The organism is Prevotella sp. AM42-24, assembly GCF_003461825.1.
GTDB classification, from domain to species: Bacteria; Bacteroidota; Bacteroidia; order Bacteroidales; family Bacteroidaceae; genus Prevotella; species Prevotella hominis.
Genome location: NZ_QTXV01000046.1, coordinates 1 through 26,182, shown reverse-complemented (window position 1 = coordinate 26,182; position 26,182 = coordinate 1). Strand labels below are relative to the sequence as shown.

General features: G+C 43.5%; 24 protein-coding genes. 14 read left to right on the top strand and 10 right to left on the bottom strand.

Annotation, left to right across the window (positions count from 1 at the left end; translation table 11 throughout):
- Nucleotides 1–157: 157 nt before the first annotated feature.
- Nucleotides 158–1,639 carry a proline--tRNA ligase gene (gene proS / locus DW917_RS12355; protein ID WP_022110566.1) on the bottom strand — a complete coding sequence of 494 codons (1,482 nt, stop codon included), beginning with the start codon at nt 1,637–1,639 and terminating at the stop codon, nt 158–160.
- Between the two features lie 270 nt (nt 1,640–1,909).
- Here proS and DW917_RS12350 point away from each other — a divergent pair, with 270 nt between their 5' ends.
- From DW917_RS12350 to DW917_RS12340, 3 genes are read left to right on the top strand one after another with little or no spacing between them, the layout of a single operon-like run.
- Nucleotides 1,910–2,599 carry an OmpA family protein gene (locus DW917_RS12350; protein WP_118119162.1) on the top strand — a complete coding sequence of 230 codons (690 nt, stop codon included), beginning with the start codon at nt 1,910–1,912 and terminating at the stop codon, nt 2,597–2,599.
- On the top strand, nt 2,599–3,333 hold the full coding sequence (mtgA, locus tag DW917_RS12345; protein ID WP_118119160.1) for a monofunctional biosynthetic peptidoglycan transglycosylase: 735 nt from the start codon (nt 2,599–2,601) through the stop codon (nt 3,331–3,333). The genes DW917_RS12350 and mtgA overlap by 1 nt, the downstream gene beginning before the upstream one ends.
- Nucleotides 3,334–3,351: 18 nt before the next feature.
- Nucleotides 3,352–5,835 (top strand): ATP-dependent helicase, encoded by a 2,484-nt coding sequence (locus DW917_RS12340; protein ID WP_118119158.1) that lies wholly within the window; start codon nt 3,352–3,354, stop codon nt 5,833–5,835.
- A gap of 98 nt (nt 5,836–5,933) precedes the next feature.
- On the opposite strand, the gene DW917_RS12335 is transcribed toward DW917_RS12340, so the two are convergent.
- Genes DW917_RS12335 through DW917_RS12325 form a run of 3 tightly spaced genes read right to left on the bottom strand, consistent with a single transcriptional unit; the run spans nt 5,934 to nt 8,396 of the window.
- Nucleotides 5,934–6,071, bottom strand: coding sequence for a dehydrogenase (locus DW917_RS12335; RefSeq protein WP_118119156.1), 138 nt, complete (start codon nt 6,069–6,071; stop codon nt 5,934–5,936).
- A gap of 5 nt (nt 6,072–6,076) precedes the next feature.
- Nucleotides 6,077–7,525 (bottom strand): DUF4270 domain-containing protein, encoded by a 1,449-nt coding sequence (locus DW917_RS12330; RefSeq protein ID WP_118119154.1) that lies wholly within the window; start codon nt 7,523–7,525, stop codon nt 6,077–6,079.
- A 58-nt stretch (nt 7,526–7,583) separates the two neighbouring features.
- Nucleotides 7,584–8,396, bottom strand: a complete 813-nt coding sequence (locus DW917_RS12325) for a glycogen/starch synthase (protein ID WP_118119152.1) — start codon at nt 8,394–8,396, stop codon at nt 7,584–7,586.
- Nucleotides 8,397–8,570: 174 nt separating this feature from the next.
- On the opposite strand from DW917_RS12325, the gene panC reads away from it, so the two are divergent.
- Together panC and panD are read left to right on the top strand one after the other, a co-directional pair.
- Nucleotides 8,571–9,422, top strand: a complete 852-nt coding sequence (gene panC, locus DW917_RS12320; protein WP_118119150.1) for a pantoate--beta-alanine ligase — start codon at nt 8,571–8,573, stop codon at nt 9,420–9,422.
- Between the two features lie 73 nt (nt 9,423–9,495).
- Nucleotides 9,496–9,840 carry an aspartate 1-decarboxylase gene (gene panD / locus DW917_RS12315; RefSeq protein WP_118119148.1) on the top strand — a complete coding sequence of 115 codons (345 nt, stop codon included), beginning with the start codon at nt 9,496–9,498 and terminating at the stop codon, nt 9,838–9,840.
- A 338-nt stretch (nt 9,841–10,178) separates the two neighbouring features.
- On the opposite strand, the gene DW917_RS12310 is transcribed toward panD, so the two are convergent.
- Together DW917_RS12310 and DW917_RS12305 are read right to left on the bottom strand one after the other, a co-directional pair.
- Entirely contained in the window at nt 10,179–13,589 is a 3,411-nt protein-coding gene (locus DW917_RS12310) for an AAA family ATPase (RefSeq protein WP_118119146.1), read from the bottom strand.
- Entirely contained in the window at nt 13,586–14,974 is a 1,389-nt protein-coding gene (locus tag DW917_RS12305; RefSeq protein WP_158570142.1) for an exonuclease subunit SbcD, read from the bottom strand. The genes DW917_RS12310 and DW917_RS12305 overlap by 4 nt, the downstream gene beginning before the upstream one ends.
- Before the next feature lie 156 nt (nt 14,975–15,130).
- On the opposite strand from DW917_RS12305, the gene DW917_RS12300 reads away from it, so the two are divergent.
- From DW917_RS12300 to DW917_RS12265, 8 genes are all read left to right on the top strand, one after another.
- Nucleotides 15,131–15,337 (top strand): hypothetical protein, encoded by a 207-nt coding sequence (locus DW917_RS12300; protein WP_118119142.1) that lies wholly within the window; start codon nt 15,131–15,133, stop codon nt 15,335–15,337.
- Nucleotides 15,338–15,457: 120 nt separating this feature from the next.
- Nucleotides 15,458–16,096, top strand: coding sequence for an HU family DNA-binding protein (locus DW917_RS12295; RefSeq protein WP_118119140.1), 639 nt, complete (start codon nt 15,458–15,460; stop codon nt 16,094–16,096).
- A 586-nt stretch (nt 16,097–16,682) separates the two neighbouring features.
- A complete protein-coding gene (locus tag DW917_RS12290) occupies nt 16,683–19,454 on the top strand; it encodes a DNA methyltransferase (RefSeq protein ID WP_118119138.1) in 2,772 nt (923 codons plus the stop codon).
- Nucleotides 19,455–19,476: 22 nt separating this feature from the next.
- Nucleotides 19,477–20,583, top strand: coding sequence for an ASCH domain-containing protein (locus DW917_RS12285; RefSeq protein ID WP_118119136.1), 1,107 nt, complete (start codon nt 19,477–19,479; stop codon nt 20,581–20,583).
- Nucleotides 20,584–20,598: 15 nt separating this feature from the next.
- Nucleotides 20,599–20,940 (top strand): hypothetical protein, encoded by a 342-nt coding sequence (locus DW917_RS12280; protein WP_118119134.1) that lies wholly within the window; start codon nt 20,599–20,601, stop codon nt 20,938–20,940.
- Nucleotides 20,924–22,957: a DEAD/DEAH box helicase gene (locus DW917_RS12275; protein WP_118119132.1), complete on the top strand. Its 2,034-nt coding sequence runs from the start codon at nt 20,924–20,926 to the stop codon at nt 22,955–22,957. The genes DW917_RS12280 and DW917_RS12275 overlap by 17 nt, the downstream gene beginning before the upstream one ends.
- Nucleotides 22,958–23,001: 44 nt before the next feature.
- Nucleotides 23,002–23,262: a hypothetical protein gene (locus DW917_RS12270; RefSeq protein WP_118119130.1), complete on the top strand. Its 261-nt coding sequence runs from the start codon at nt 23,002–23,004 to the stop codon at nt 23,260–23,262.
- On the top strand, nt 23,237–24,532 hold the full coding sequence (locus DW917_RS12265) for a GIY-YIG nuclease family protein (protein ID WP_118119128.1): 1,296 nt from the start codon (nt 23,237–23,239) through the stop codon (nt 24,530–24,532). The genes DW917_RS12270 and DW917_RS12265 overlap by 26 nt, the downstream gene beginning before the upstream one ends.
- 191 nt (nt 24,533–24,723) lie before the next feature.
- Here the strand turns inward: DW917_RS12265 and DW917_RS17560 are convergent, their stop codons facing one another.
- From DW917_RS17560 to DW917_RS12255, 4 genes are read right to left on the bottom strand one after another with little or no spacing between them, the layout of a single operon-like run.
- Nucleotides 24,724–24,897, bottom strand: coding sequence for a hypothetical protein (locus DW917_RS17560; RefSeq protein WP_199545556.1), 174 nt, complete (start codon nt 24,895–24,897; stop codon nt 24,724–24,726).
- Complete coding sequence (locus tag DW917_RS12260) at nt 24,882–25,070, bottom strand: hypothetical protein (protein WP_118119126.1); 189 nt, start codon at nt 25,068–25,070, stop codon at nt 24,882–24,884. The genes DW917_RS17560 and DW917_RS12260 overlap by 16 nt, the downstream gene beginning before the upstream one ends.
- Before the next feature lie 12 nt (nt 25,071–25,082).
- Entirely contained in the window at nt 25,083–25,259 is a 177-nt protein-coding gene (locus DW917_RS17250; RefSeq protein WP_158570140.1) for a hypothetical protein, read from the bottom strand.
- Complete coding sequence (locus DW917_RS12255) at nt 25,247–25,531, bottom strand: hypothetical protein (RefSeq protein WP_118119124.1); 285 nt, start codon at nt 25,529–25,531, stop codon at nt 25,247–25,249. Before DW917_RS12255 ends, DW917_RS17250 begins: the two co-directional genes overlap by 13 nt.
- Before the next feature lie 424 nt (nt 25,532–25,955).
- Between DW917_RS12255 and DW917_RS12245 the strand changes: the two genes are divergently transcribed.
- The coding region (locus DW917_RS12245; protein WP_199545555.1) for a PD-(D/E)XK nuclease family transposase at nt 25,956–26,182 on the top strand (227 nt) is incomplete at its 3' end.

The window sequence follows — 26,182 nt, the reverse complement described above, 5'->3', positions numbered from 1 at the left end:
TCAAAAATGCCCTATAAACAAGGGTGGGAAACTTTAGTAAATAATAAAAGGTGAATGAGAATTATTCTCATTCACCTTTTATTATTTATAGGATTCGATAGGATAGAATCTCTATTTTATTTATTATAGAAATCTATGCATGGTTGGAATCTACTTTTTAGTAGCTTCTTGCGATGATGACACGAGCCACAGCAGGCTTGCCGCTTACCATATCCACACCAGGTGTTTGCTCATAAGCGAAAGGCACGCAGCGGATAGTAGCCTGTGTTTCCTCCTTGATCTTTGCCTCGGTCTCGGCTGTACCATCCCAGTGGCAGAGGAAGAAACCGCCATTCTTCACGCGCTCCTTGAACTCCTCGTAGTTGTCGCACTCATAAACGTGAGCATCACGATAAGCACGAGCCTTTTCGAAGATGTTTTTCTGAATGTCTTCCAGCATATCCTTTACGCGCTCTACGATACCATCGAAGCTTACATTCTCCTTCTCGAGTGTATCACGGCGCATAATCTCGATGGTATTGTTCTCCAAGTCACGACCACCCATAGCGAGACGCACAGGAACACCCTTCAACTCGTAGTCAGCAAACTTGAATCCTGGACGCTTAGCAGTATTGTCATCATATTTCACTGAGATGCCCAGCTCGCGGAGTTGGTCGATAACAGGCTGCAACTTAGCTGTAATCTGAGCCAACTGCTCCTCGCCCTTGTTGATAGGGATGATAACCACCTGGATAGGAGCTAACTTTGGAGGCAATACCAAACCATTATCGTCGCTATGAACCATGATGAGGGCACCCATCAGTCGGGTAGAAACACCCCAAGAAGTAGCCCATACATACTCAGGCTTATTTTCCTTGTTCAAATAAGTAACATCGAAGCTCTTGGCGAAGTTCTGACCCAAGAAGTGGGAAGTACCGCTCTGGAGAGCCTTGCCATCCTGCATCATAGCCTCAATGGTATATGTGTTCAATGCACCAGCGAAACGCTCAGTCTCAGACTTTACACCCTGTAAAACTGGAACACCCATGTAGTTTTCTGCAAACTCAGCATAAACCTTCAGCATCTCCTGAGCCTTTGCCTCTGCCTCTTCCTTAGTAGCATGAGCGGTATGACCCTCCTGCCAAAGGAACTCCGATGTACGGAGGAAAGGACGAGTACGCATCTCCCAACGCATCACGTTACACCACTGGTTGCAGAGGATAGGGAGGTCGCGCCAAGAATGAATCCAGTTCTTGTATGTGTTCCAGATAATAGTCTCTGATGTAGGGCGGATAATCAATTCCTCATCGAGCTTTGCATTAGGATCTACCTCTACCTCAGTACCATCCTCAGTAGAACGGAGGCGATAGTGAGTAACTACGGCACACTCCTTGGCGAAACCTGCTACGTGCTCAGCCTCACGAGAGAAGAAACTCTTCGGAATGAGGAGAGGGAAGTATGCGTTCTGTACACCTGTCTGCTTAAACATCTTGTCGAGCTGCTGCTGCATCTTCTCCCAGATAGCGTAACCATATGGTTTGATAATCATACAACCACGTACAGGTGACAACTCAGCGAGGTCAGCTTTTACTACCAAGTCATTATACCACTGACTGTAATTGTCAGCACGCTTGGTCAAATTCTTAAGTTCCTTAGCCATTTTTATTATTCTAAATTTTAATATTTCAAATATATTATAATATATAGGTATAGTCAGATATCTTCGCTCCGTTCTTAGGAGTAAAATATCTTCAGAAAAAGTGCACAATAGGGATTTTCCAACCCAAAATAGGTGTTTCCCTTTGCCCTTTTCATCAAATACCATTAAATTTGCATGCAAAAATACAAAAAAATATTAGAAAAAGCTCCATAATGGAGAAAAAAGAGTTATCTTTGCAATTAAATAACAAAAATATAGGAGATTTTGAATATGAAAAAGATGAAATTTTCGGTTGCAGCACTTTCTATGCTGTTGGTTTTGGGTAGTTGTCAGACTAAGACTGGTACAGGTGCAGCAGTAGGTTCTGGTGCAGGTGCAGCCCTCGGTGCTATCGTAGGTGGTTTGTTGAACAATAGCCATCGTGGTACAGGTGCCCTCGTTGGTGCAGCTATTGGTGCAGCAGTTGGCGGTGGTGCTGGTACTTTGATTGGTAAGCATATGGATAAAGTGGCTCAGCAGGCTAAGGCTGTTGAGAATGCCAAGGTAGAGCAGGTTACTGATGCCAATGGTTTGGCTGCTGTCAAGGTAACTTTCGATTCTGGTATCCTTTTCCCTACTAATGGTTCTACATTGAGCAGCGCAGCTAAGAATGACTTGGCTAAGTTTGCTGGTGTATTGAAGAGCAATACTGATTGTGAGGTTGCTATTCAGGGTTATACCGATGCAACTGGTAATGATGGTATCAACTTGCCTTTGAGTCAGAAGCGTGCTGATGCTGTTTATAGCTATCTTTCTTCTTGTGGTGTAACACGTAATCAGGTAAAGACTGTTGAGGGATTGGGCTCTTCTAACCCAGTTGTCAACACAACTGCAGCTTGTGCTCAGAACCGTCGTGTAGAGGTTTACCTCTATGCTTCTCAGGCTATGGTTAATGCCGCTAATAACGGAACATTGAAATAATGATACTTAAAAGAATCAGAAATATTCTAAGATGGGTGGTGGTGCTGTTTTTCAGTACCACCATTCTTGCTGTTGTAGTATATCGTTTCTTACCGGTTTATTTTACCCCTCTGATGTTTATCAGATGTTTTCAGCAAGTCGCTGATGGTGAAAGCATTACGTTGCATCATCATTGGGTAAGTATGGACAAAATCTCTCCTCATATGCCTGTAGCTGTAATGGCCAGCGAGGATGGTCGTTTTCTGAAGCATCATGGTTTTGATTTTAATGCCATCGAGAATGCAGCTAAGAATAATGCCCGTGGAGGTAAGGTTCATGGAGCCTCAACCATCAGTCAGCAGACTGCCAAGAATGTTTTTCTCTGGCCTGGTCGCTCTTGGACCCGTAAGGGCTTTGAGGTGTATTTTACTTTCCTGATAGAAATGATGTGGAGTAAGCAACGTATCATGGAGGTTTATCTCAACAGTATAGAAATGGGCAATGGTATCTATGGCGTAGATGCTGTGGCCGAATACCATTTTAATAAAAAGGCTTCTGATCTTTTCAGAAGTGAATGTGCATTGATAGCGGCAACGCTTCCTAATCCAAGAAAATTTGATTCCCAGAATCCGAGCGCTTATATGAAGAAGCGCCAACGCCAGATAGAGCATGAAATGCGTTTTGTGCCTTCTTTCCCGAAAGAAGGTGAGGATTTTGACCCTTCTACTGCAGTGGGTGGTTATAAGGGTAAATAGTTATAATATTTGAAGTTTATGGATTTATTGAACGACTTGAATGAGGCGCAGCGTCAGGCTGTGGAATATATAGACGGTCCTTCGCTGGTGATTGCCGGTGCTGGATCTGGTAAAACACGTGTTCTTACTTACAAGATTGCTTATCTGTTGGAAATGGGATTGAAACCTTGGAATATCATGGCTTTAACCTTTACCAACAAGGCTGCTCGTGAGATGAGGGAACGTATTGATAGACTGATGGGAGGCGATTTGGCTGCCCATCTGTATATGGGTACATTCCACAGCATCTTTTCACGTATTTTGCGCACAGAAGCGTCTCATCTTGGCTTCAATAATAATTTCACTATTTATGACGAGACCGATTCCCGCTCCTTGCTCAAGGCTATTGTCAAAGAGATGGGGTTGGATGATAAGATTTACAAGCCAGCTGCCGTACATCATAAGATTTCGATGGCAAAAAACCAGTTGATGGGACCGAATGAATATACTGCCAATGGTGAACTCCTCCAGCGTGATTTGCGTGAGAAGATGCCTGAGGTGGGGAAGATTTTTGCTGCTTATGTTCAGCGTTGTAAGCAGGCTAACGCAATGGACTTTGATGATTTGCTTACCCTTACCTTCCAGTTGTTCCGCGATCATGAGGATATCAGAAGGAAATATGCTGACCGCTTTGATTTCATTCTTGTGGATGAGTATCAGGATACCAATCAGGTTCAGATGAATATCGTGATGCAACTTTGTAAGGAAAAGCAGCGTGTCTGTGCGGTGGGTGATGATTCGCAGAGTATCTATAGTTTCCGTGGTGCTAATATTGATAATATCCTGAATTTCAGACGCCATTTCGATGATGCCAAACTTTTCAAGCTGGAACAGAACTACCGCTCTACCCAAACTATTGTCAATGCCGCAAACAGTCTGATTAAGCACAATCGTAATCAGATTCCTAAGGATGTGTACAGTGAAAATGCAGAGGGAGAAAAGCTTCTGTACCAGCCTGCCTATAGCGATAAGGAGGAGGCTTTAATCGTCAGCAAGGATATCAAGCGATTCAAGCGCATGGATGATTGCGAGTATAGTGATTTTGCCATCCTTTACCGTACGAATGCGCAGAGCCGTAGTTTTGAGGAAGAATTCCGCAAGCAGGGCATCCCTTACCGGATTTATGGTGGATTGAGTTTCTATCAGCGCAAGGAAATCAAGGATATCATTGCTTATTTCCGTCTGGTGGCTAATCCTGATGATGAGGAGGCTTTCAAGCGTATCATCAATTATCCTACTCGTGGTATTGGGGCTACTACTGTCAATAAGGTGATTGATTGTGCCCGCAGCCAGGAGGTCAGTTTGTGGGAAATCATTTCTTCTCCCGAACATTATGGATTAGCTGTCAACAAGGGTACGCTTACTAAGTTGGATCAATTCCGTCTTCTTATCAGTAGCTTTATTGAACGAGCTAATCAGGTGGATGTCTATGAACTTGGTGAGGCTATTATCAAGGAAAGTGGTATCAGTGCAGAAATCTTTAATGGCGGTAAGGATGCAGACAATATTGCCCGCCAGGAAAACTTGGAGGAGTTCTTGAGTGGTATGCAGACATTTGTGGAGGAACGCAAGGAGGAGGATAGGGCAGAAGAGATATTTCTGACTGATTATCTGCAGGATGTAGCCCTGTTGACCGACCTGGATAGTAAGGGAGATGATGATGCTCCCCGTGTTTCTCTGATGACTGTTCATGCTGCCAAGGGTCTGGAATTCCCAACCGTCTTTGTTGTCGGTCTGGAGGAAAATATTTTCCCAAGTCCTATTTCTGCAGTTTCTTTACGTGAACTTGAGGAAGAGCGTCGTCTGCTTTATGTGGCTATTACACGTGCAGAGAAGCGCTGTGTCCTGACCAATGCCAAAAACCGTTTCCGCTATGGAAAGATGGAGTTTGATAATCCAAGCCGTTTCATTGATGAGATTGATTCTCGATTGGTTCAGGCTGAAGGTGAATCGAGTGGAATGGATAGTGGTTATGGCGGAAGAATGCCCTGGGATCGGGATAATTATTCCAGAACCCGCAGGTCAAGATGGGAGCAGGATGATGACGAACCGGAGTATCTGAGAGGTCAGCGTAGACAGAAATCTGTGGTATCCCAATTTATGCCGGATCCAAAGCCATCATTCAGTTCTCAGGGCTATAAGTCTGAACCGAAATCTGCCTCTCGTTCTAACAGTTATAGATCTGAACCGAAATCTTCGTCACTCAATGAAGGAAACTTTAAGTCTGTAAGAGCCGTAAATGCTGCTCGCAGGATTATGGGGAAGGATACACCTGTTTCCGGAACGAATTCTTCTTTTGGAGGATTACAGGAAGGAGTCAAGATAGAACACCAGCGTTTTGGTGTGGGAATTGTGGTGAAATTAGAAGGTTCTGGAGAGAATGCAAAGGCTACCGTAGAATTTGTTAATTCTGGTCGTAAGCAACTCTTGTTGAAGTTTGCTAAGTTTACTGTTGTCAGTTGAAATGAGTTGATGTTCTTATTAAAAAAGCGAAAGAAATAAGATTCTCATCCTATTTCTTTCGCTTTTTAATATGATAGAGTTTATTAAAACTACGTCATTTATAGAGCCTCATCCTCTGGTTTCTCAGGAATAGCCCTTCCGCCTTTAATCACAGGAAAACGTTTTTTCTTGCGAAGCCATGCAGCTTTTCGCTTTTCGTAGTCCTCCCGATGACGCTCCAGGAAATTGTCTTCCATCTTGATTAATTCTCTTTAAACTTGCTATAGATGACTTTGATCTGAATAGGTCCTGCGGGAACACGCTTGCCATCTTTGGTCTCATATACATCAGTTCCCTTTACCAGTCTGGTAGAGGTCAAACTCATACAGTGTGTCATCTTACTGATAACGGTAGATGAGTTCTCTGTTACTGTAGTAATGGTGATAGGTACGAGTACCGCCTTGTTCCAATTCTCGCTCTTACCCTTGTTCTTATACATGGCAGTAATCAAGTTACTGATATTGCTGAACGTATAAGTGTTCTTGTTGATGGTATTGTATGTAGCGTAGAAGGATGTTCTATTGTCTATAATGTCACCATTCTCAAAGAAAGACTTCAAACTGTCTTTAGGCAGTAAGAGAACCGTCTGTGGAGTATCAAAATTATATGCATTGTTTTCATCCACATTGTTGATTCTTGGGAACATAACCGTTGCAGTATTCAGCGTATCCTTCTCATGACCTTTGATGATATCTTCTACAGGGAGAGTAACCTCCGTGAAGATGCCCGCAGGAGACTTCAAGTATGTGCAACTTTCATCTGTAGCCAATTCGTTGATTCTATCCTGGTCATTGGTGATCCTATTCGTCTGAAGGACCTCTTCTGTACCATCAAAGCGGTTGAAACCGGATGAAACAACAGTACTGTCTGTTACACCATCAGAAGCCTTGACGGTCTTCTTTCGGGTCCAGTAGAACTGGAGCTCAGTATTCCAGATGTCAGCTACGTTACCGATACCGCCTTCATGCTTGATGTAGAAACCAGGACAGATATTCTTCATGAACTCATAATTGCTCTTGAAGTATTCTGGATGCTTCTCGTAGTTCTGCATGATGTATGTACCATAGTTGTCATAGTGTACCCCATTTTTCGTAAAAGGCTTGTTGAAATAAATCTTGAAATAGCCCTTTGATTTGGATAGGGTATATGAAGCGCTGGAATGCAAATTGTCCTTGCTCACATATCCTTCAGCCATCGGGTCGTAATCAGAATAGTAATTTCTGTCCTCAGGCATCGCTTTGGTCATTTCGTATGCAGTAACCTTCATCGGTGCGAGGGTGTCTCCGTATGTGCTCTGATAGCTCACGAGGAGGAAGCAGGAATCAGCTTTGAGTACACCATTGTTGGCATCCTTGATATATTTTAGAGTATCGATGTCGAATGAAGAAAGCGGAGCTAACTGAGCCATATAGTCGGCTGTCAGATAAGCTTTTGTTTCTGGATCCTTTACTTTACCAATAATACCATTATTTGTTTTACTTAAAACGGACCCTGCAGCCAATGAATTGGTAATTACATTGTATGTCGCATCCGTAACGGTGAGTTTATCCACATTATTAGTGATAGACGAACCAATCATGTCGGTAGTGTCATCACAGGCAACCATGGAAAAGGCTGCCATTATCAATGCTGTATATTTGAAAAACTTCATTTTTAATTTTGTTTTTTAAAACCCCTTTACAGGGAACAGAATATTGCAGAATAAACTTTTATTCTTCATCAGGACAAACCTCATTGATGAAGTTTGTATATGGTTCTTCGAAGTCGTTGCCAGTGAATCCCAGCATAGGCTTTTCTTTCTCCTTGGCATATTCCAGAAGGATAGGGTTTACGCCCTCTTCACCTTCTACCACACCATCTGAATAGTCGATGGCCAGTTTGCCGAGTTCTACGAAGTCAAAGTCGTTCTTGTAACCATCCAGAAGTTCTGCTTTCGCATCGCGGAAATCTACGCACTGCTTAAAGTTGGTGCCTAATTCTCCCTTCAGTTCGTTGTTGTAAAGAGAGATGATAACCTTAGAGTTTGCGAATGAAGGTTCTTCTGCGTAGGCAGTTTTGATATAGAGAGGTACCACAGCACTCATCCATCCCTGACAAACGATTACATCAGGCTGCCAACGTAGTTTCTTGACAGTCTCCAATACGCCTCTTGCATAGAAAATAGCACGCTCACCATTATCAGTGTATTCCACGCCATTTTCGTCCGCACCCATTTGGCGGTTGTTGAAGTAATCATCGTTGTCGATGAAATAGATTTGCTGACGGGTTGTCGGAATAGAGGCAACCTTGATAATCAGTGGATGATCCGTATCGTCGATAATGAGATTCATGCCAGAAAGGCGAATAACCTCATGTAGTTGACCACGTCGCTCATTGATGATGCCCCATTTTGGCATGAATGTTCGAATTTCGAAACTTGCCTCCTGCATTTTCTGAGGCAACTCTCTTCCCATGACCGACATGCGGCTTTCAGCTACGTATGGATTAATCTCCTGATTGATGAATAATACTTTCTTTGCCATAATTATTAATTTATTCTTCTCGAATTAGGTGCAAAGTTACAAAAAAAAGTTGAAATTAGCGAAAAAATTAGGGAAAACAAAGAAATCAATGCCCTAAAAGGCATATTTTTATGATATTTTTTTGTTATTTCAGAAATTAGTTGTTATTTTGCACCCTGAAAACAGATTTAAACGATGAAAGTATTCAATAAGATTGTTGACCTCCAGAATGAACTTTTCGATGTTCGCAAGGAGGGAAAGGAAATCGGCTTAGTGCCAACTATGGGTGCGCTTCATGAGGGTCATGCCTCTTTGGTTAAGCGTAGTGTTAAGGAAAACGGTGTTACTGTGGTATCAGTTTTCTTGAATCCTACTCAGTTTAATGATCAGGGTGATCTGGATCGCTATCCTCGTACACTCGATGCTGACTGCAAGCTTCTTGAGGCTTGTGGTGCTGATTATGTATTTGCTCCATCAGTTGAGGAAATGTATCCAATCCCTGATGAGCGCCATTTTGAGTTTCCACCGGTTTCTACCGTCATGGAGGGCGCTAAGCGTCCTGGACATTTCAATGGCGTATGCCAGGTAGTTAGCCGTTTGTTCTATATCGTTCGTCCTACTCGTGCTTATTTCGGTGAGAAGGATTGGCAGCAAATTGCAGTCATCAAGCAACTCGTCAAGTACATCGGTAGTGATGTCAAAATCGTAGAGTGTCCTATCATTCGTGATGAGGATGGTCTTGCGAAGAGTAGTAGAAATACCTTGCTCTCTGCTGATGAGCGTGCTATTGCTCCTTCTATCTTCAAGGCTCTCAAGGCGAGTGTGGAGTTCGCAAAGACTCATACTGTCAAGGAAACTCACGACAAGGTGGTTGAGGATATCAATGTCGTGGATGGTCTTGAAGTGGAGTATTTCGAGATTGTGGATGGTGATACCTTGCAGGATGTTGTTTCATGGGATGACTCTGCCTATGTTGTAGGTTGTATTACGGTGTATTGTGGAAAGACCCCTATACGCCTGATCGACCATATCAAGTACAAGGGGTAATCCTGGCGATAGAAACAGTATTATGTAGCTCTATATAATTTAGTCAGTTTGATAAAGATAAACGAATCGAGATATGCAAATCGAAGTATTGAAGAGTAAACTCCATTGCGTGACTGTTACGGAAGCCAATCTCAACTACATGGGAAGTATTACCATCGATGAGGATCTGATGGATGCTGCCGGACTGATTGCTGGAGAAAAAGTTCAGATTGTAGATAATAATAATGGCGAACGCTTGGAAACCTACATCATCAAGGGTGAGCGTGGCAGTGGTTGCATCTGTTTGAACGGTGCTGCTGCCCGCAAGGTTCAGGTGGGTGATACGGTTATCATCATTGCCTATGCCATCATGGACTTTGAGGAGGCTAAGACCTTCCAGCCAACCGTGGTTTTCCCAAAAGAGGGAAATAAGGTTTAAATATCGTATGATGATATAGAATTGTATAAAGAATGATAATCTCGTATGATAATCATAAAGAATATGCGTTCCTGTGGATAGATGAATCCGTAGGAACGCATATTTGTTTTGTGACTTTAGTTATTTGGTTTAAGGCTCTTTTGAAGTTTGTTTAAGGCTCTTTTGGAGTTGGATTAAGCCTTACGTAACGTTTGTCTAAGCCTTAAACCAACTCCAAAAGTGTAAAACGTATTATAATATACATATATTTCTGTACGATAGCAAGTGCTTTCTAAAGTAACTCGAATGGTTTGGAGTTATTCAGAGCATAACTTGCTATCGTCAGATATTTCGTTCTGTTACGGATAGATCTCGATATGGCTGCTGCCGGAGTTGCCATTCTTGATAATTCTTATCTGGGTGGTGATGCGCTCGCTCATCGTGTCGGTATGACTGATGACGCCCACCTTCTTACCTTGCGAACTTTGCAGCATGGCGAGGGAATCGATGACGGTGGCTAAGGTATCGGGGTCGAGGGTTCCAAAGCCTTCGTCGATGAACAGATTCTCGAAGGAGATGTTACGGGAGGACAATGCTGACAGACCCAGGGCGAGACCGAGACTCACGATGAAGGTTTCGCCACCTGATAGGGAGGTGGTGTCTCGGATATCGTCGGCACGGTCATGGTCGATGACTCGGATGCCCAGTGAATGCTTTACCTGCTGCAGTTCGTAACGGCTGTTGAACTTTCTGATTTCCTGGTTGGCATGAGCTATCAGAAAACTGAGCGTATAGCATTGAGCTATCTTGCGCAGCGTCTTACCGTCTGCTCCGATGGCATCCGTGATGGCTGTCCAGTCGTCCTTTTCCTGCGTTACGAGCTTCAGAGCCTCAGCCTTGTCACCCAACAGCTTCACTGCTTCCTGGTGGTTCTGCATCCTGGCGTTGGCAGCAATCAGTTCGTTGCGCTGGCTTCTTTCCTGATACTCCTGCTGAATGGCTAAGAGAGCATCCCGTGACTTGGCAGGCTGATGTTCCAAGTGCTGCTGATGCGCCTTTTCTGCGCTCTGGTAAAGAGCGGTCGTTGAGGCTACGGCTTTCTCCTTTTCGTCCTTTTCCCGTCGGATGGCATTCCAGTCTTCGGCAGAATGAAGCGTCTCCCGGATAGTATTTCGGTCGATAAGGCTTGGTTCGATGCTCTTTTCTGCAAGCTGCTTGTTATATTCCTCAATCCAAAGGTCGAGTTCCTTTTCCTTCGCTTGCAGATTCTCTTTCATCGTCTTGTTCTGTGACAGCATGGTTTGATGCGAACCTTTACTGTTGGCGAGTTCTGCCTTCAGTTTGTTGATATTCTCGTTCTGGTCATCTGCTGCTTTTGTTGCTTCGTCCTTAGCTGCAGTCAGTCTTTGTTCAGCAGTATCAGGCTCTTCACCATTCAGAATCTGCTGGTATTGCGCCTGCCATTCCTCCATTTCTTTCTTGGTGTTATTCCACGTTTGAAGAGCTTTCTCGTAAGCTTCTTTCTTGTTCTTTTCTTGTGAAATGAGATTTGTGGTAAGTGCTTTGTGTTCAGCCAGTTTTGTAACGCAGATTGAAGTGCTTTCTTGAGCGTTATTCAGTATTGTTGAAGCCTTGCTTTCATACGCAACTTCATCCTTTACAGCCTTGTCCTTGAGTTGGGTCAGCCGTTCTATCTCTTTCTGAATCTTGTTAAACAGGCTCAGTTTGCCGGTTGCTTCTTTCGCCTTGTCTTCATAGATAGGCAAGAGCGATTTCAGTTCTGCCTCTTCCTTTGGAATCTTTGGATACTGGGCGATGAGCGCCTTCCATTCCTCTTCGTAAGTTGCGATTTCACCCGAGAGTTTTTCCTGTTGTTTCTGGAGCGTCTGTACTTCGCCGTCGTTCTGTTTTCTTTCGCCGGAAAGATCCTTCTCCTGTTTCTGCTGTAGTTTCAGCAGATCCTCTTTTGCTTTCAGAAGTTGCGAGAGTTCCGTGGTGGCTTCCTCAAACTGTCTGTTGTCGGTATGATAAGGATGGGTCGTGCTGCCGCAGAGCGGACAAGGCTTGCCTTCGGTCAGGTTGGCACGATGAATCTCCCATTTCTCACTCACCATGAGGGTATAGGCATTTCTCAGCGTTAGGGTCTCTTTCTCCAAAGCCTCGATGAACAATTTGCCCAGCGCCTCATCTATCTTGGCATTTCTCTTGCCCAAGACGTGGATTCGCTCCTCATTCTTCTGCTTTTCTGTTGTGGCAGAGTCGAGATGAGCTACTACCTTGATGGCTTGCAGAACATCCTGCAGTTTCTTTTCGGCTGCCGACTTTTGGGTCTGCAGTTCCTCTATATTCTGTCCGGCAGTCTTGCTCTTTTCTGTCTCCCAAGCCTGTTCTGCTGCTTGCGTCGCTTCGTGCAGAACCTGTTTCTGCATGGCAATCTCTTCCTTGGTCGTTTTGAGGGCAAGGTTCGCTTTCTCCGTTTCTGCTTCCCATTTTTGGATGTTTCGGGCGTTTTCCTCCTCATCTCTTTGGGCAGTTAGATTCTCTTTCTGCGCCAACTCCAATGCCTCTTTCTTTTCTTTCAGATTCGGCATCGCCGCTTCCATTTTTGTTTTTAGCGCCCTTGCTTCAGCGATGACTGGCATGGCCTTTTCGAGTTGCTCCTGTGCCTTGTTGACTACTTCCTTTAGGTAGGAGAGAGTATGCTCGCTTTCGGTGATGCCAACCTCCTTGCTTTTGATGGCAGCTTCCGATTTCAGGATTTCTTCTTCCTGATTGTGGATGCTTTGTATCTGTCGCTCAACTTCCTGTAACAGGTTGACGGCTGGTTGTACTTCATCGTGCAACTGGAGACGGATAATCTGGGCTTGTATGTCTTTGATAGCGTTCGCAGCCTGCTCCATATCTGCTTGATAGATAGCTATTTGCTTCGTTTGCTTATCGTTTTCCTCATACCATTGCAGGTTTTCAGAGATGGCCTTCAATTGGCTGTCGAGTTCCTTCTCTGCCTTTTCCAAAAGGGTGATTTTCTCTTGCAGTTGGGCGAGTTCTTCGTCATTCAGCAGGTTCTGTTTTACTGCTTCCACTGATGCTGCCATCTGGTTGTAGGCATCCACCGCCTGGTCTTTTGCTTTCTTGATTTCTGTAGCGATGTTCGTATAAGTTTCCTCACATCCGATGAGTTTCTCCAGGAGTTCGTAGCGCTCGTTTTCCTTTGCAGTCAGGAAGTTGGCAAACGAACCTTGTGCAATGAGCACGGTGCGGAGGAACTGGTCGTAGTCGAGACCGATGATGTTCGGCAATTCGTTCCAGTCGGCTATTTCTTCTGTCAGTTGTTCTCCGTTTCTTGTGATTTTATAGAGAGAAGTCTTGGCATTTTCATAGCGTACTCTTTGGAATCTGACGTGCCATTCTGCGCGGTAGATACTGCCGTTGTTGGCAAGGAAGGTGAGTTTACTGTAACCCTCTTTCTTGCCACGTGTCAGTATGTTTCGACTATCTGTAGGAGCTAACCGGTTGTTTTCATTAGCATCAGCTTCTCCGAAAATCTCTATGTTCTGATTCTTGTCGCCTTTCTTTCTTGGGTAGCGAGGGGCGCGGTTGTAGAGGGCAAGGCAGATGGCGTCGAGTAGGGTAGATTTGCCACTGCCCGTCGGACCTACGATGCTGAAGATGGTGCTCTCGCCTAAGGCACCTTCTTCAAAGTTGATGACCTCGCCACCCTGTTTGTCAAGCGAAGCGAGGTTGAGTATTTCGAGTTGTAGGAATTTCATAATGATGATGTCGTTAATAAATCGGATAACATTTTCTCCTGTCTTTCGTTCATCGGAGCGTTGTGCTTGATGGCAAAGGCCTCCTTCAAAGTATCAAGTGGCGATCGGTTGACGATGTCCTCGATGCTGGTGATTTGCTGGGAACCCTGTATGGTGGAGAGGTCTAACTGCGGGATGATACGCTGGATTTTGCAGAGTACGGCATCCTTCTCATTGACGAGATTCTCCAGTTCCTTGATGTCATCGTTGGAAAGCTTCTCCTGTTTCACCTTCAGCATTACGTAGTCGAAATGGTCGCTCAGTTCGCCATTCATCCTTTCTGAAAGTTCTGAATGGATGAGTTTCTGCCATTTTTTGATGGTGAGTTCCTCCTCGTTTTCAGGCAGAATGCGAAGGGAGTGCTGAGGCTTGTATTCCAGGAATTCTACTTTTATATCCTTGCTCTTGCCTTTGCAGTTTTCCTTTTCTTTTTCTTCTTCTTCCTTCATTCCATCTTTATTTTCCTTCATTTCATCTTCTGTCTTCTTCGCTTCCATTTTCTCCTTTTCTCCCTTGTCACATCCGATGGTGATGAGGTCGATGCCGTGAATGTAGTCTTTCTCGGCGAACGACATCGGGAGGATACTTCCCGTATATCTTGCCCAGTCGGTGTTCCAGATATGTTGCCGTTTGTGGATGTGTCCGCAAGTCATGTAGTCAGGATGATCGTTCCATCCTTCCAAATCCACTTCCTCCTGTCCGCCGATGATGATTTTCTCGCTCGCATCCTTTTTGGCGATATCCGAACCCTTGGCGTACATGTGGGCCATCATGATGCACTTTCTGCCCGGGTATTTCTTTCGTGCTTCAGCAGTCAGTTCTCTCAGGAAGGTGTTGACTCCTTGCGAATAACAGGCGCTCTGGACCACATCACTCCGAAGGAAAGGTACGGCGAGGATGATGACTTCTTCTCCTTCCTCATTGGATACAGGGATGATGAGATCGTCGTAGGAATAGAGCCAATGTCCGCCGGTTTTATTATCGTCTTCGTTTTCTCCCTGCTGCCAGATTTTCCTTACATTTCCTCTGATTTCTACATGGTGTCTGGCAAGGAGTGGGCGGGGAGCCTCCAGTCGGCTGGCGGAATCGTGGTTGCCGGCGGTGATGATAATCTGCATGTTCGGGCACAGATGGGTGGCATCGGCAAGAAACTCGTAATAAACGGTCTGTGCTGCTGCCGATGGATTTCCATTGTCGAAGATGTCTCCTGCAACGAGGAGTGCATCGGGCTTTTGTTCAGCGATTTGCACTAAGAGCCATTGCAGGAAGTGCTTGTGTTCAGGCAGTCGGTCGTTGCCGTGAAACAAGTTGCCCAAGTGCCAGTCGCTGGTTGCTAATATCTTCATACTCATAGGGGTTGTGTTATCTTTGTCTTTTTCTTTGTTTCAAGTTTACAATCGTTTTTCCTCCGTTTCAAGATTACAATCCTTGAACTCGGAAATGCAATCTGACCACAAAGTTAGCATAATTCTTTGGGATAAGCAAGGAAAAATACCCTAAAAATGAAGAAAAATGACTGGAAAAGTGAAGATATTTGGGTAAACTATTGTTTTCTTCCTGATAATGTTGTATCTTTGCCTAATAGAAATCTTCGTTCAAAGACGTTGAATGTCGGTTCAACGACTCTGAACGGCGGTTCAACGACTTTGAATGTCGGTTCAACGACTTTGAATGTCGGTTCAACGTCTTTGAACGGAGATTTCTCTTAGGATGAGATACTTTTATTCCTAAGTAGGAAGATCCTGTTACTTAGTAGAGATCATATCTCTCAGATATAGAAGGACCGATTAAGTGAGAAAACTAACAATCTAAATAAGAAAGGAAAAGAAATGGCAAAGTACAAATTGCAGGAAATGAGTGATATGCGTGATGAAGGCAAGCGCAGAGTTTATCCCAAGATGGTGCCCTATCGCACGCTTTCCAGAAAGGAATTCGTCGAACAGATGCAGAGTTATCATCGTGACCTTTCTCAGGGCACTATCGAAGCGGTTCTGACAGATGTGGAAGACGTGTTGGTCCGTATGCTCTCTATGGGTTATAATGTGAATCTCGAAGGCTTGGGCACTTTCTCCTTGTCCCTTGGTTTTGAGGATGACAAGCCTACGGAGATGCAGACAGATGACGACATGATGAAATATCGCAAGGTAGGGGTGAAGAACGTCAACTTCAATTCATCTCCTGAGTTTGTGAAGGCTGTAAAGATGGAGACCGACTGTGATTTGGAACGAGTGATGAGTGGCGTGAAGGTTATCCGCAAGCAACTCTATTCCAAGAAAGAGCGCATTGCCCGTGCCTTATCGGTATTGGAAAAGAACGCAGCTATCACTCTCGGTGATTATGCCTACATCAACGATATGAGCCGCACCGCCGCTTCCCTCGAATTGAAGGAGATAACCCAAGACCCGACATCACCTATCCGCTCGATTGGAAGAGGAAGCCACAAGGTTTGGGTGAAGAGGAAAGAATAAATTAAAATGAGTTTTTATACTATTTTATTGGGATTTGCAAGAAACTTTCCGATTTTCTTGCAAATCCCAATTCTTTTTCGTACTTTTGCGGTTGTCTTGCCGTGGATGGCTGGCGATGAGTCGCTGGCTAGGTAAAAATCCATGGCTTGGCCTATCATAATTAAGAAAGACGTTCTCTACGTTTTCTTCTGTTCAATTGAAACCTCGGAAATTTCAAATGGGAAGCAGGTGAAGACAGCAGTGGGCGTCTACCCACTGTGTATATACACATGGCATAGGTGTGCCCCTTCGTCTGGAGGGGTACGCTCTGTGCTATCATATATATACCTGCTAGGCGTAGGCTCTATTGCTTCTTATCTTTGTTCCCATAGGTCGTCCGAGGACCTCAATTGGCAAGGGTAATGCGAGTGATAGATTCCCTACGCCTTCCTTTTTGATAGCTAATCAGTTATCCTATTCCTTATCTTGCGATGAGGCTGGACTAGAATCAAAATAATCTTTTTAAATCAGATGGTTTCTGCTTTCGGGAATCGGTGGAGTAATAGGATGGCAAGGCTTTGCTATGCTCCCATCGGCAACGGAAGTTATGGCAAAGAAACTGCAACTCAGCTATAAGGAAATCGAATCCCGATTAGAATCGTTTAAAAATAAAGTGGTGCCAGCCTCTGAGGTTGGCTACGAGATACTGAAGGCTTTTGGTAAAAGCGAAAAGGATGTGTCGAGATACAAGGAAGGAAAGGGTATCTTGAAGACATTCGATGGCTTGCTTATCAAAGGCTTGTTCTGCTATCAGGCTGTAGATACTTTGCATCTTACCACCAGGTTGGAGGCATTGAAGACTGATGCTCAGGTAAAGAAGGCTGCACCAAAGATTATTGCGGTGAGCGATGGTGAAACCCTCCTTGCTTATGATACTCGTGAGAATGATACTTACGAGCAGAAACTCGTCAAGATGCACAGCGACTTTGGCTTCTTCTATCCTTTGATGAACGTAGAGCGAGTACACACTACGGCAGAAAACCCTGCCGATGTGAAGGCTGCTGAGAAACTTGCCAAACTACATGATGAGATTCGTGCTTATAACGAATATAATAGTGATGACGACTTGCACGACCTTAACATCTTCATCACCCGCCTGCTCTTCTGCTTCTTTGCCGAAGACACAGGTATCTTTGCCGTAAATCTCTTTACCAACTTTATCAAGCAATTTACCAAGGAAGATGGTTCCGATCTCGGCGAGATGCTAGGTCAGGCATTCCAGGTGATGAATGTGCCAAACAAGGAGCGTTCGGAAGAACTTACCAAGGAAATCAATCAGTTTCCTTACGTGAATGGCGGCCTTTTTGCCTCAGACATTCCTATCCCAAAGATGGGTTATAAGGCTAGAAAGATTATCATCGAATGTGGCGACTTGGATTGGAAGGACATCAATCCTGATATTTTCGGTAGTATGATTCAGGCGGTGGTGAATCCTGATGTGCGTGCCAAGGAAGGTATGCACTACACCAGTGTGCCTAATATCATGAAGGTAATCAATCCGCTCTTTATGGATGATTTGAGAGGGGAATATAAAAAACTGGAAGAGTTTTACGAGCAGAAGAAGAATCTGCTTGATATGAGTGCTTTGTCTCAAAATCAGTTTATTGACGAGTGCCGACCAATTATCAAAGGTTGCAACAGGTTGATGGTAAGAATGAGCAAGATGAAGTTCTTCGACCCAGCTTGTGGTAGTGGTAATTTCCTGATTATCACTTATAAGCAGTTGCGCTTGCTCGAAATGGATATTCTGCATCTCCGCAAGAAATGTACGCAGGAGCAGATGCTCGACTTTATCGATGGTTCGTGCATCCGTTTGAAACAGTTCTTTGGAATAGAACTTCTCGACTTCCCTCACGAAGTAGCCATGCTTTCGCTTTGGCTTGCCGAGCATCAGATGAATAATAAGTTTCACGCCGATTTCGGTGTGAATGTTGCTGCCTTGCCTTTGCATAATATCAACCAGATAAAATGTGGTAATGCCTGTAGAATGGATTGGAAGGTAGTATGCCCACATACCAAGGATGAAGAAGTGTTTGTATTTGGAAATCCGCCGTATTTGGGGAGTAGAAACCAAGAAGAAGAACATAAAGCTGATATGGATATTGTTTTTGGTAATCAAAAAGAATTCAAAGGATATCGTAAATTGGATTATATCTCATGTTGGTTTTTTAAAGGAGCAGAGTATGTTGCAAATAGTGACGCTAGCTATGCATTTGTTTCTACAAATTCTATAACTTTGGGTGAACAAGTTAGTATTTTATGGAATAATATGTTAAATAAGTATTCTGAGAATATTTTTTTTGCATATTCTGTTTTTAAATGGAATAATAATGCTAAAAATGTGGCTGGTGTATCTGTTGTAATTATAGGTGTAAGAAAGCGTGATAATTCTATGAAGAAATTGTATAATGAAGTAGAATGTAAGCAGCTTTCCTATATACCTCCAACTCTAAGTGATAGTGTAGATAATATGGTAAAGAAAGCAACAAAATCGATTTCAAAGTTACCTTATATGCGACGTGGTAATATGCCAAATGATAAAGAGTTTTTGCGTTTAAGTCCATTGGAAAAGAAAGATATATTAGAACATTATCCTAATGCGGTAAAGTTTATTCGTTTACAAATCGGGGCAGATGAATTGATAAACCAAGTTGAAAGGTATTGTTATTGGATATCTGATGAGGATTTAGAAGAAGCAGAAAAGATTATACCAATTAAAAACGCTATTGATAAATGTCGTGAATATAGAATAAATAGTAAGGATAAAACACTTCATGTGCAAGCAAAAAAAGCACATCAAATGAGAGAATTCTTTGAATGCAATGAAATGTCGTTGGTAATTCCTATAGTTTCTTCTGAAAGTCGTGAGTATATACCAATGAACTTTGTTCCTGACAAAACGATTGTACCGAATTCAGCTCAAGTTATATATGATGCAAATTTGTTTGTTTTTGGTTTATTGACATCTAAAATGCATATTTTGTGGACAAAGCATAATGCAGGAAGGTTGGATAATCGAATACGTTATTCTATCTTTCTCTGCTACAACACATTCCCCTTCCCATCCATCTCCGACACCAAGAAGTCTGAGATAGAAGAGGCGGCAACGAATGTGCTTCTGGCTCGTGAAAACTATCCCGAGAAGACGCTTGCAGATCTTTACGACCCGGAAAAGATGCCGGAGGATTTGCGTGCTGCACATGAGGAACTGGATGCCATCGTAGAAAGCTGCTATCCTGGCGCTCCGTTCCCAAATGATGAGGCTCGATTGGAATGCCTCTTCAAACTCTATGAGAAAATGACAGCTGACAAGAAATAATAACCTTTAAAATATTAAACTTATGAAAGTATTATCGGTACAACAGCCATGGGCGACAATGATTTGCTCTGGTATTAAAGATGTAGAGAATAGAACATGGAAACCGAAAGAAAATCCCGGTAGAATACTCATACATGCCAGCAAGAAGTTTAGTATGAATATGCTAGGTGGAATGCCTTTGGAATGGGCGTCAACTATAAGCAACGATATTCTCTTTGGTAATTTACCACAAGCAAATGAGTTTCCTTATGGTGCTATCATTGGATATGTAACGTTAGACAGAATAGAAACAGAGTCTGATTCTCTTTGGGCTTCGCCTGATGAGTCGCAATATAAGTGGGTGCTCAAAGATGCTTATATGTTCGATAAACCGATAGAAGGTGTTAAGGGTAAACTGCATTTGTTTGATTATCCTATTGATGAAAATAATCTTCCTGCTGCCCATAAGGTTGAAATCCGTATGCCTAAGCGTGAAGGCGATGAGCTGGTTGTACCTTTATCAAAGGCTAATTGGGATGAATATGCTACGACAAATGATAATTGCGACGAGCTTTATTTGACTTTAGATATAGCTCCATACGTGGAAGATGTATTGTGCAAGCCGGATGTATACGGCTTGCTCCCTGTACAATCTATTCGTTTGGAATGTGAGGGTAAAAGCCTAAGATACGAAGTTGACGGTAACTCATCTACCTCTTATTATGATGTAGACGAAGATATGAAACATTTGCTCTATGGTTCTATCTTTACAGATGAGCCAATAGAAAGACTACTATGTGTTTATTTCTTTAGTAAGAAATTGGCTGATGGCGAACCTGCAACAATAAGAGAATGGGCTGAATATAATGATAAGAAGGAAGATACAGAACAGCCTACAGAAAATGAAGAGAAACTAACTCATGTGAATATAGAACTCGATGAAATAGAAAAGCAGGTGGATAAAGAGTTAAAAGAGAATGGTTTCACTCGTGATGATTTCTCTGCCGAGGAACTCGAAGATCTGAAAGAAGAAATAAAAGATCGTCTGGAAAATCCAGATGGTATTATGATTGATGGCTTTTGGTCGTCTATAGGACCTGGACTAACAAGACAATTTGAAAAAGAAATAGGGTTATGGCCTAAGAAATAATTTTATCATACGCTTATGTCAAAACGAGATAGTTACATATCGCATACTTTAAAAAGAGGCGATTCTGTTTATGTCTATTATTGGGAAGATGACATCATAGTTCGTTTCCAAAATATAGAAGGTAAATTAAAGGCTTTTGTCACCAATCGGGATGGGAAAGTCTTGGAGCAAGATTGGGCTACCAATGAGTATATGCAAAATGCATTAGAAATGGGAGAGTTGATGACTAAAGAAGAGTTTGATAACTTTACCTATGATTCTGGTGACCAGCATTTTACAACAATAGAAAAACAACTCGTAGCTGGAGAAGATTTAAGGAATAATAAAAATATAAAGGCTTATGGACAAGATAAATGATAATATCGTTGATATCAAGTATCAGCAAACGGGTAAATCGAGTAATACCAATGAACTCGGTATGCGAGAGATGCAAGCCAAGGCTTACGAAGCCCGCAACCATCGCTTTCTGCTTATCAAGGCGCCACCTGCATCTGGTAAGAGTCGTGCCTTGATGTTCATCGCTCTGGATAAACTGAAGAATCAGGGCATCAAGAAGGTGGTGGTGGCTGTACCAGAAAAGAGTATCGGCCGTTCTTTCCAAAACACCGACCTGATGAAGTATGGCTTCTTCGCCGATTGGAGGGTGGCGCAACAGTATAATCTTTGCGATACTACCGACGAGAAAGATAAGGCGGTACGCTTTAAAAATTTCTTTCATCAAGATAAAAACAATATCCTGGTTTGCGCCCATGCCACACTAAGAAACGGCATGAAGGAAATAAGTGACGAGGAGTTTAATGATTGTCTCTTGGCGATAGATGAGTTTCATCATACAAGTGCTGATGTGAACAGTGGACTGGGCGACATCGTGCGCCGGGTGATGAATAATTCCACCGGTCATATTGTTGCCATGACGGGCAGTTACTTCCGAGGTGATGGTGTTCCGGTGTTGAGGGCAGAGGATGAGGCCCGTTTCTTCCCGGTAACCTACAACTATTATCAGCAACTCAACGGTTATCGCTATCTCAAGAACCTCGTCCTGGGCTATCACTTCTATCACGGCAGTTATCTCGACCATATCGCCGAGGTGCTGGATACTACCAAGAAGACCATCATCCATATTCCGAGTGTCAACTCCCGAGCATCCAGCGGTTTGGGTAAATACACGGAGGTGGATGAAATCATCAAGATTATCGGTAAGGTAGAGGAACGGGATTATAACAATGGTGGCATCTATTACGTCAGAACCAAGGATGGCAGACTGCTGAAGGTTGCTGATCTGGTGGAAGACCACGCCGAGACCCGCAATCTGGTGCAGGGATATCTGCAGCGTATGAAGACGCGTGATGACATGGACATCATTATCGCCCTAGGTACTGCCAAGGAAGGTTTCGACTGGCAATGGTGTGAGGAATGTCTGACCATCGGTGTGCGTGGCTCGCTGACCGAAGTGGTGCAGATTATCGGGAGATGCACCCGTGATTGCGAAGGCAAGGAAACCGCCAAGTTTGTGAACATGATAGGAATGCCTGATGCCAATCAGCCCGATGTGAAGGTGGCGGTAAACGACTTTCTGAAAGCCATTACCGCATCGCTTCTGATGGAGCAGGTGATGGCGCCAAGTTGGCATTTTAAGACGATGAAGGATGTGGATAGTGATGAGGGTAGTCCGCTGGATGCCCGTACCCTGGTGATAGAGGGTTTGAAACCTTTGTCGAGCGAGAAGACGAAGATGATTGTAGTGGATCAGTTGGATGATTTGAAGGCTGCTATCTTGCAAGACGACCTTGTGGTGAAAGCCATCAGCGGAAGTACTACGGCTGAAACCATCACCAAAACGCTCATTCCGAAAGTGATTCGTGAAAAGTATCCGGATTTGAGCGAGGACGAAGTGGAAGAAGTTCGTCAGCGCCTGCTGCTTGATACCCTTGTCAAGGGTGGTGAAGTGGTGGATGATAAGGGAAATCCTATCGACTTCGATGCTTCGGCAAACGATGAGGAGAAGGAGTCTGAAGGCAATCGCCTCATCAAACTGGCAAACCGAATGATTAATATCAACCAGTTGAGCATCAATCTGATTGATTCCATCAACCCTTTCCAGCGTGCTTACGAGGTGCTGTCGAAGAATGTAGATAAGCAGACCCTTAAGATTATCCAGGATACGATGGCAGAACAGAAGTTTGATATGACCCTGGAACAAGCCATCATCCTCTTCAAGGGACCGTACAGAAAATGGGTGGAAGAGCACAATGAACAACGCCCAGACATCAACGACCCTGACCCAAAGGTGAGAGAACTGGCAGCTGCCTACCTGAAAATCAAAAACTTGAAATTAAGAAGGATGAGTGGCTTGGAGTATGAGCCGGAAAAGTAATTTGGCATTTATAATTCAACATTTAACATTCAACATTTCAAAAGATGGATTGGCCAGAAGAATTATTAGAGATATTTGATGACCCCTTGTTGGCGGATGTACGTCCGAAACCGAAGGCACCGACGCCCGATGACAGGCTGGCACAGAAATTGCTTGAAATCAACAAGTGGGTGGCAGCGCATGGTAGCGAACCTACAGCAGATGGTGGCTTGAAAGAAAAGTTGCTTGCTGCATCGCTCAAGGCACTGCGAATCAAGGCAACAGATAGTCTAAGACAGTATGATGAGTATCAACTGTTGGGATAGGCTATATAGTTTTTCACCTTATTATATATATAGTGATATGGATATTGATAAAGAATTAGAAGATATATTCAGCGACCCTTTGATGGATGTTTCCTATCAGGAGGTAAAACTCTTCGATGTGCCTGCTGACATGAAAGGCGTGATGGCTCAGAAGAAGGATGCGCCCGACCATGTGGCGCAAAGAAAACCGTGTGAGGATTTTGCACGGTTTAAGCCTCTCTTCGAACAGGTGCATCAGGATTTGAAGACCGGGAAGCGACAGTTACAGAGAATCTCGAAGACGACGAGCTTATTGGCTGGACACTATTATCTTGTAGATGGTCAGATGGTTTTGTTATATGAGATTATTGAGAAGAAAAAGAGTACTAATGGTTTGCCCGATGGCAGAACCCGCTGTATCTATGAAAATGGTACGGAGTCGGATATCTATCTCCAGACACTTCGCAAGAATGTGGTGACAAGTGGCTATGCCATCACCGAAACTCTGGAGGAGACAGATGCCCATTTCTTCAATCCTGAGGACGTGAAACAGGAAGACCGGGTGACGGGGTATATCTACGTGCTTCGTTCGAAATCAAAGAATCCGGAGATTCGGAACATCAAGAATCTCTATAAGATAGGTTTCTCTACGAATAGGGTGGAGGAGCGTGTGGCAAATGCCGAGCACGAGCCTACTTACCTGATGGCACCTGTAGAGATAGTAAGTATTTACAAGATAGTGAACATGCACTCCCAGAAGTTTGAGGACCTGGTGCATCAGGTGTTGCAGACGGTGAACTTCCGTTTTAAGGTGGCTGATGATAAGGGAGAGATGCATGAGGCTACGGAATGGTATCAGGTTCCGCTGGAAATCATCGACAGTATCATTCAGAAAATCATGAATGGCACTATCATCTACTTTGCCTACAATAAGGAACAGCAATGTCTGGAGCAGCGAATAGAGAAAAAGCCATCGCAGTTAAATCTGTCGGGCTTGAAGGTTTTGACGCTGATTATCGAGAAGGTATATTTCGAGGAGATTGTATCTGGTGTGAAGACCGAGGAGTACCGTTCGCTGAAGCAGACCACGCTTAACAAATATACTTATATTGATGAGGCTGATGGCAAGCGTTATCTCCGTCGTTTCGATGCGATAAGGTTTTATGTGGGTTATCATTCGGATAGGGATAGTGCCGTGGTTCAGGTATTGGACACCACCTATGAGGATGGCTTGGTAACTTATCATCTCGGAAAGGTATTGGAGGTGATTAGGGGAAAGGAAAATAAATAAAATACTTGAAAACCAATAGTTTAAGGTCACAATTTGTGACCTTAAACGCTATTTCTATGTGTTCTAATATAGAGTGTTATACGAAGCTTTTGTCCTTGCAGGGCGCATTGCTGACTGTTAGTGTACCCAGGGTGCTGACCAGGATAGGAGCTTTTGGGCTTTCAGCCCGTTCTTGAACCACCTGCAAAGTTCTATTTTATGTTCGACCTTTCAAGTATTGTGCGCATAGCACGATAGCGAGGATCTTTTTTGATGTCTCGCTTGGGACTAATATCATATTTGCGCTCAGTTTCGTCTGCCATTTCTTGGAAACGACGAGCCTCTTCACCATAGAGTGTTGGTATTGCTTTTATTGGTTGAGCCATAATCCTTCCGATTTTAGTTCTTCTATAAATTCATCAAAATCAGTAGCCTTGCCTGCCCTTTCGTACTCCGCTTCAATGGCTTCAATCCTATCCGCGGCTTCTTCTTCATTAGCCGGATGCCAGCCAACTGGAATCGGCTGCTCTTCTGGCAATGTATATCTTTTCTTTTTCATGGGCTCTTTCCTTTATAGTTTTCTTTTGAATTGTCTAATCAGATATCTAGGACTTCTTCTCATATCCCATAAATCTACGAAAATGACGAGGTCGTTGGCTTCGTCGTAGCGATAGATAATCTTCCAATTCTCCTTGATAATCGCACTATGGTAAGGGCGGTGGTAAAGAGTTAATCTTATGCTAGCCATGGATATTGTGCAATTAGTTCTTTTTCAAATTCTTCTGCATCAATATATTGCCCATTCTCATACTCCGCCTCAATAGCTTCAATCCTAGCCATGGCTTCTTCTTCATTAGCCGGATGCCAGCCCACAGGAATCTTGTTCCAGTCAATATCTTCTTCTGCACATTCATCCTCGGGAAGTGTCATGGCGGCATTTCCGTGATAGGTTGGTGTAGGCTCTGCTGCGAAAGCTGCATCTTTCTGCTCTTCTGGCAATGTATAGCTTTTCTCTTTCATAAGCTTGCGTATTTATCTACTGCAAATTTACGATTATTATCTGAATCATGCAAGGAAAATGGGAGAAAACTGTGAAAAACAATATATTTTTTAAGCTTTTGCCCTTACAGGGCGTATTGCTGACTGCGAGTGTACCCAGGTGCTGCCCTGGGTTACGAGCCTTTGGGCTTTCAGCCCGTTTCAACCATACAGTTAGAGCTCTTTCCTTTATATTTTTCTTTTGAATTGTCTGATCAGATATCTGGGGCTTCTTCTCATATTCCATAAATCTACGAAAATGACGAGGTTGTTTTCCTTGTTTTTACGCCGATATTCTCCATCATATTGATTTTTTTGCTTTCAGATTTGCATTTTTCAAAAATTAATCGTACTTTTGCCCTCGAAGACGCAATAGTGCGTTAACAACATACATCATACAAATATTATGGCGAAATACATTAACCCATTTACCGACTGGGGCTTTAAGCGATTGTTCGGTCAGGAGTTCAGCAAGGATTTGCTGATAAGTTTCTTAAATGATTTGTTCGAGGGGGAATTTCAAGTCAGGGATGTCTCCTTCAAGGACAAAGAGCAGTTGGCTGATTCCAAGGATTTGCGAGGCTGTATATATGATGTCTATTGCGAGACAGATGAGGGCAAGCATTTCATTGT

Excerpts from the sequence above, each read along its gene's own strand:
- DW917_RS12265 (WP_118119128.1), top strand. The coding sequence starts at position 23,237 with ATGATGAGTATCAACTGTTGGGATAGGCTATATAGTTTTTCACCTTAT.
- DW917_RS12310 (WP_118119146.1), bottom strand. The coding sequence starts at position 13,589 with ATGAAATTCCTACAACTCGAAATACTCAACCTCGCTTCGCTTGACAAA.
- panC (WP_118119150.1), top strand. The coding sequence starts at position 8,571 with ATGAAAGTATTCAATAAGATTGTTGACCTCCAGAATGAACTTTTCGAT.
- DW917_RS12275 (WP_118119132.1), top strand. The coding sequence starts at position 20,924 with ATGGACAAGATAAATGATAATATCGTTGATATCAAGTATCAGCAAACG.
- DW917_RS12290 (WP_118119138.1), top strand. The coding sequence starts at position 16,683 with ATGGCAAAGAAACTGCAACTCAGCTATAAGGAAATCGAATCCCGATTA.
- DW917_RS12285 (WP_118119136.1), top strand. The coding sequence starts at position 19,477 with ATGAAAGTATTATCGGTACAACAGCCATGGGCGACAATGATTTGCTCT.
- panD (WP_118119148.1), top strand. The coding sequence starts at position 9,496 with ATGCAAATCGAAGTATTGAAGAGTAAACTCCATTGCGTGACTGTTACG.
- DW917_RS17560 (WP_199545556.1), bottom strand. The coding sequence starts at position 24,897 with ATGGCTCAACCAATAAAAGCAATACCAACACTCTATGGTGAAGAGGCT.
- DW917_RS12335 (WP_118119156.1), bottom strand. The coding sequence starts at position 6,071 with ATGGAAGACAATTTCCTGGAGCGTCATCGGGAGGACTACGAAAAGCGA.
- DW917_RS12270 (WP_118119130.1), top strand. The coding sequence starts at position 23,002 with ATGGATTGGCCAGAAGAATTATTAGAGATATTTGATGACCCCTTGTTG.
- DW917_RS12330 (WP_118119154.1), bottom strand. The coding sequence starts at position 7,525 with ATGAAGTTTTTCAAATATACAGCATTGATAATGGCAGCCTTTTCCATG.
- DW917_RS12305 (WP_158570142.1), bottom strand. The coding sequence starts at position 14,974 with ATGAAGATATTAGCAACCAGCGACTGGCACTTGGGCAACTTGTTTCAC.
- proS (WP_022110566.1), bottom strand. The coding sequence starts at position 1,639 with ATGGCTAAGGAACTTAAGAATTTGACCAAGCGTGCTGACAATTACAGT.
- DW917_RS12325 (WP_118119152.1), bottom strand. The coding sequence starts at position 8,396 with ATGGCAAAGAAAGTATTATTCATCAATCAGGAGATTAATCCATACGTA.
- DW917_RS12295 (WP_118119140.1), top strand. The coding sequence starts at position 15,458 with ATGGCAAAGTACAAATTGCAGGAAATGAGTGATATGCGTGATGAAGGC.
- DW917_RS12280 (WP_118119134.1), top strand. The coding sequence starts at position 20,599 with ATGTCAAAACGAGATAGTTACATATCGCATACTTTAAAAAGAGGCGAT.
- DW917_RS12260 (WP_118119126.1), bottom strand. The coding sequence starts at position 25,070 with ATGAAAAAGAAAAGATATACATTGCCAGAAGAGCAGCCGATTCCAGTT.
- DW917_RS12255 (WP_118119124.1), bottom strand. The coding sequence starts at position 25,531 with ATGAAAGAGAAAAGCTATACATTGCCAGAAGAGCAGAAAGATGCAGCT.
- DW917_RS12300 (WP_118119142.1), top strand. The coding sequence starts at position 15,131 with ATGAAGAAAAATGACTGGAAAAGTGAAGATATTTGGGTAAACTATTGT.
- DW917_RS12350 (WP_118119162.1), top strand. The coding sequence starts at position 1,910 with ATGAAAAAGATGAAATTTTCGGTTGCAGCACTTTCTATGCTGTTGGTT.
- DW917_RS17250 (WP_158570140.1), bottom strand. The coding sequence starts at position 25,259 with ATGGCTAGCATAAGATTAACTCTTTACCACCGCCCTTACCATAGTGCG.
- DW917_RS12340 (WP_118119158.1), top strand. The coding sequence starts at position 3,352 with ATGGATTTATTGAACGACTTGAATGAGGCGCAGCGTCAGGCTGTGGAA.
- mtgA (WP_118119160.1), top strand. The coding sequence starts at position 2,599 with ATGATACTTAAAAGAATCAGAAATATTCTAAGATGGGTGGTGGTGCTG.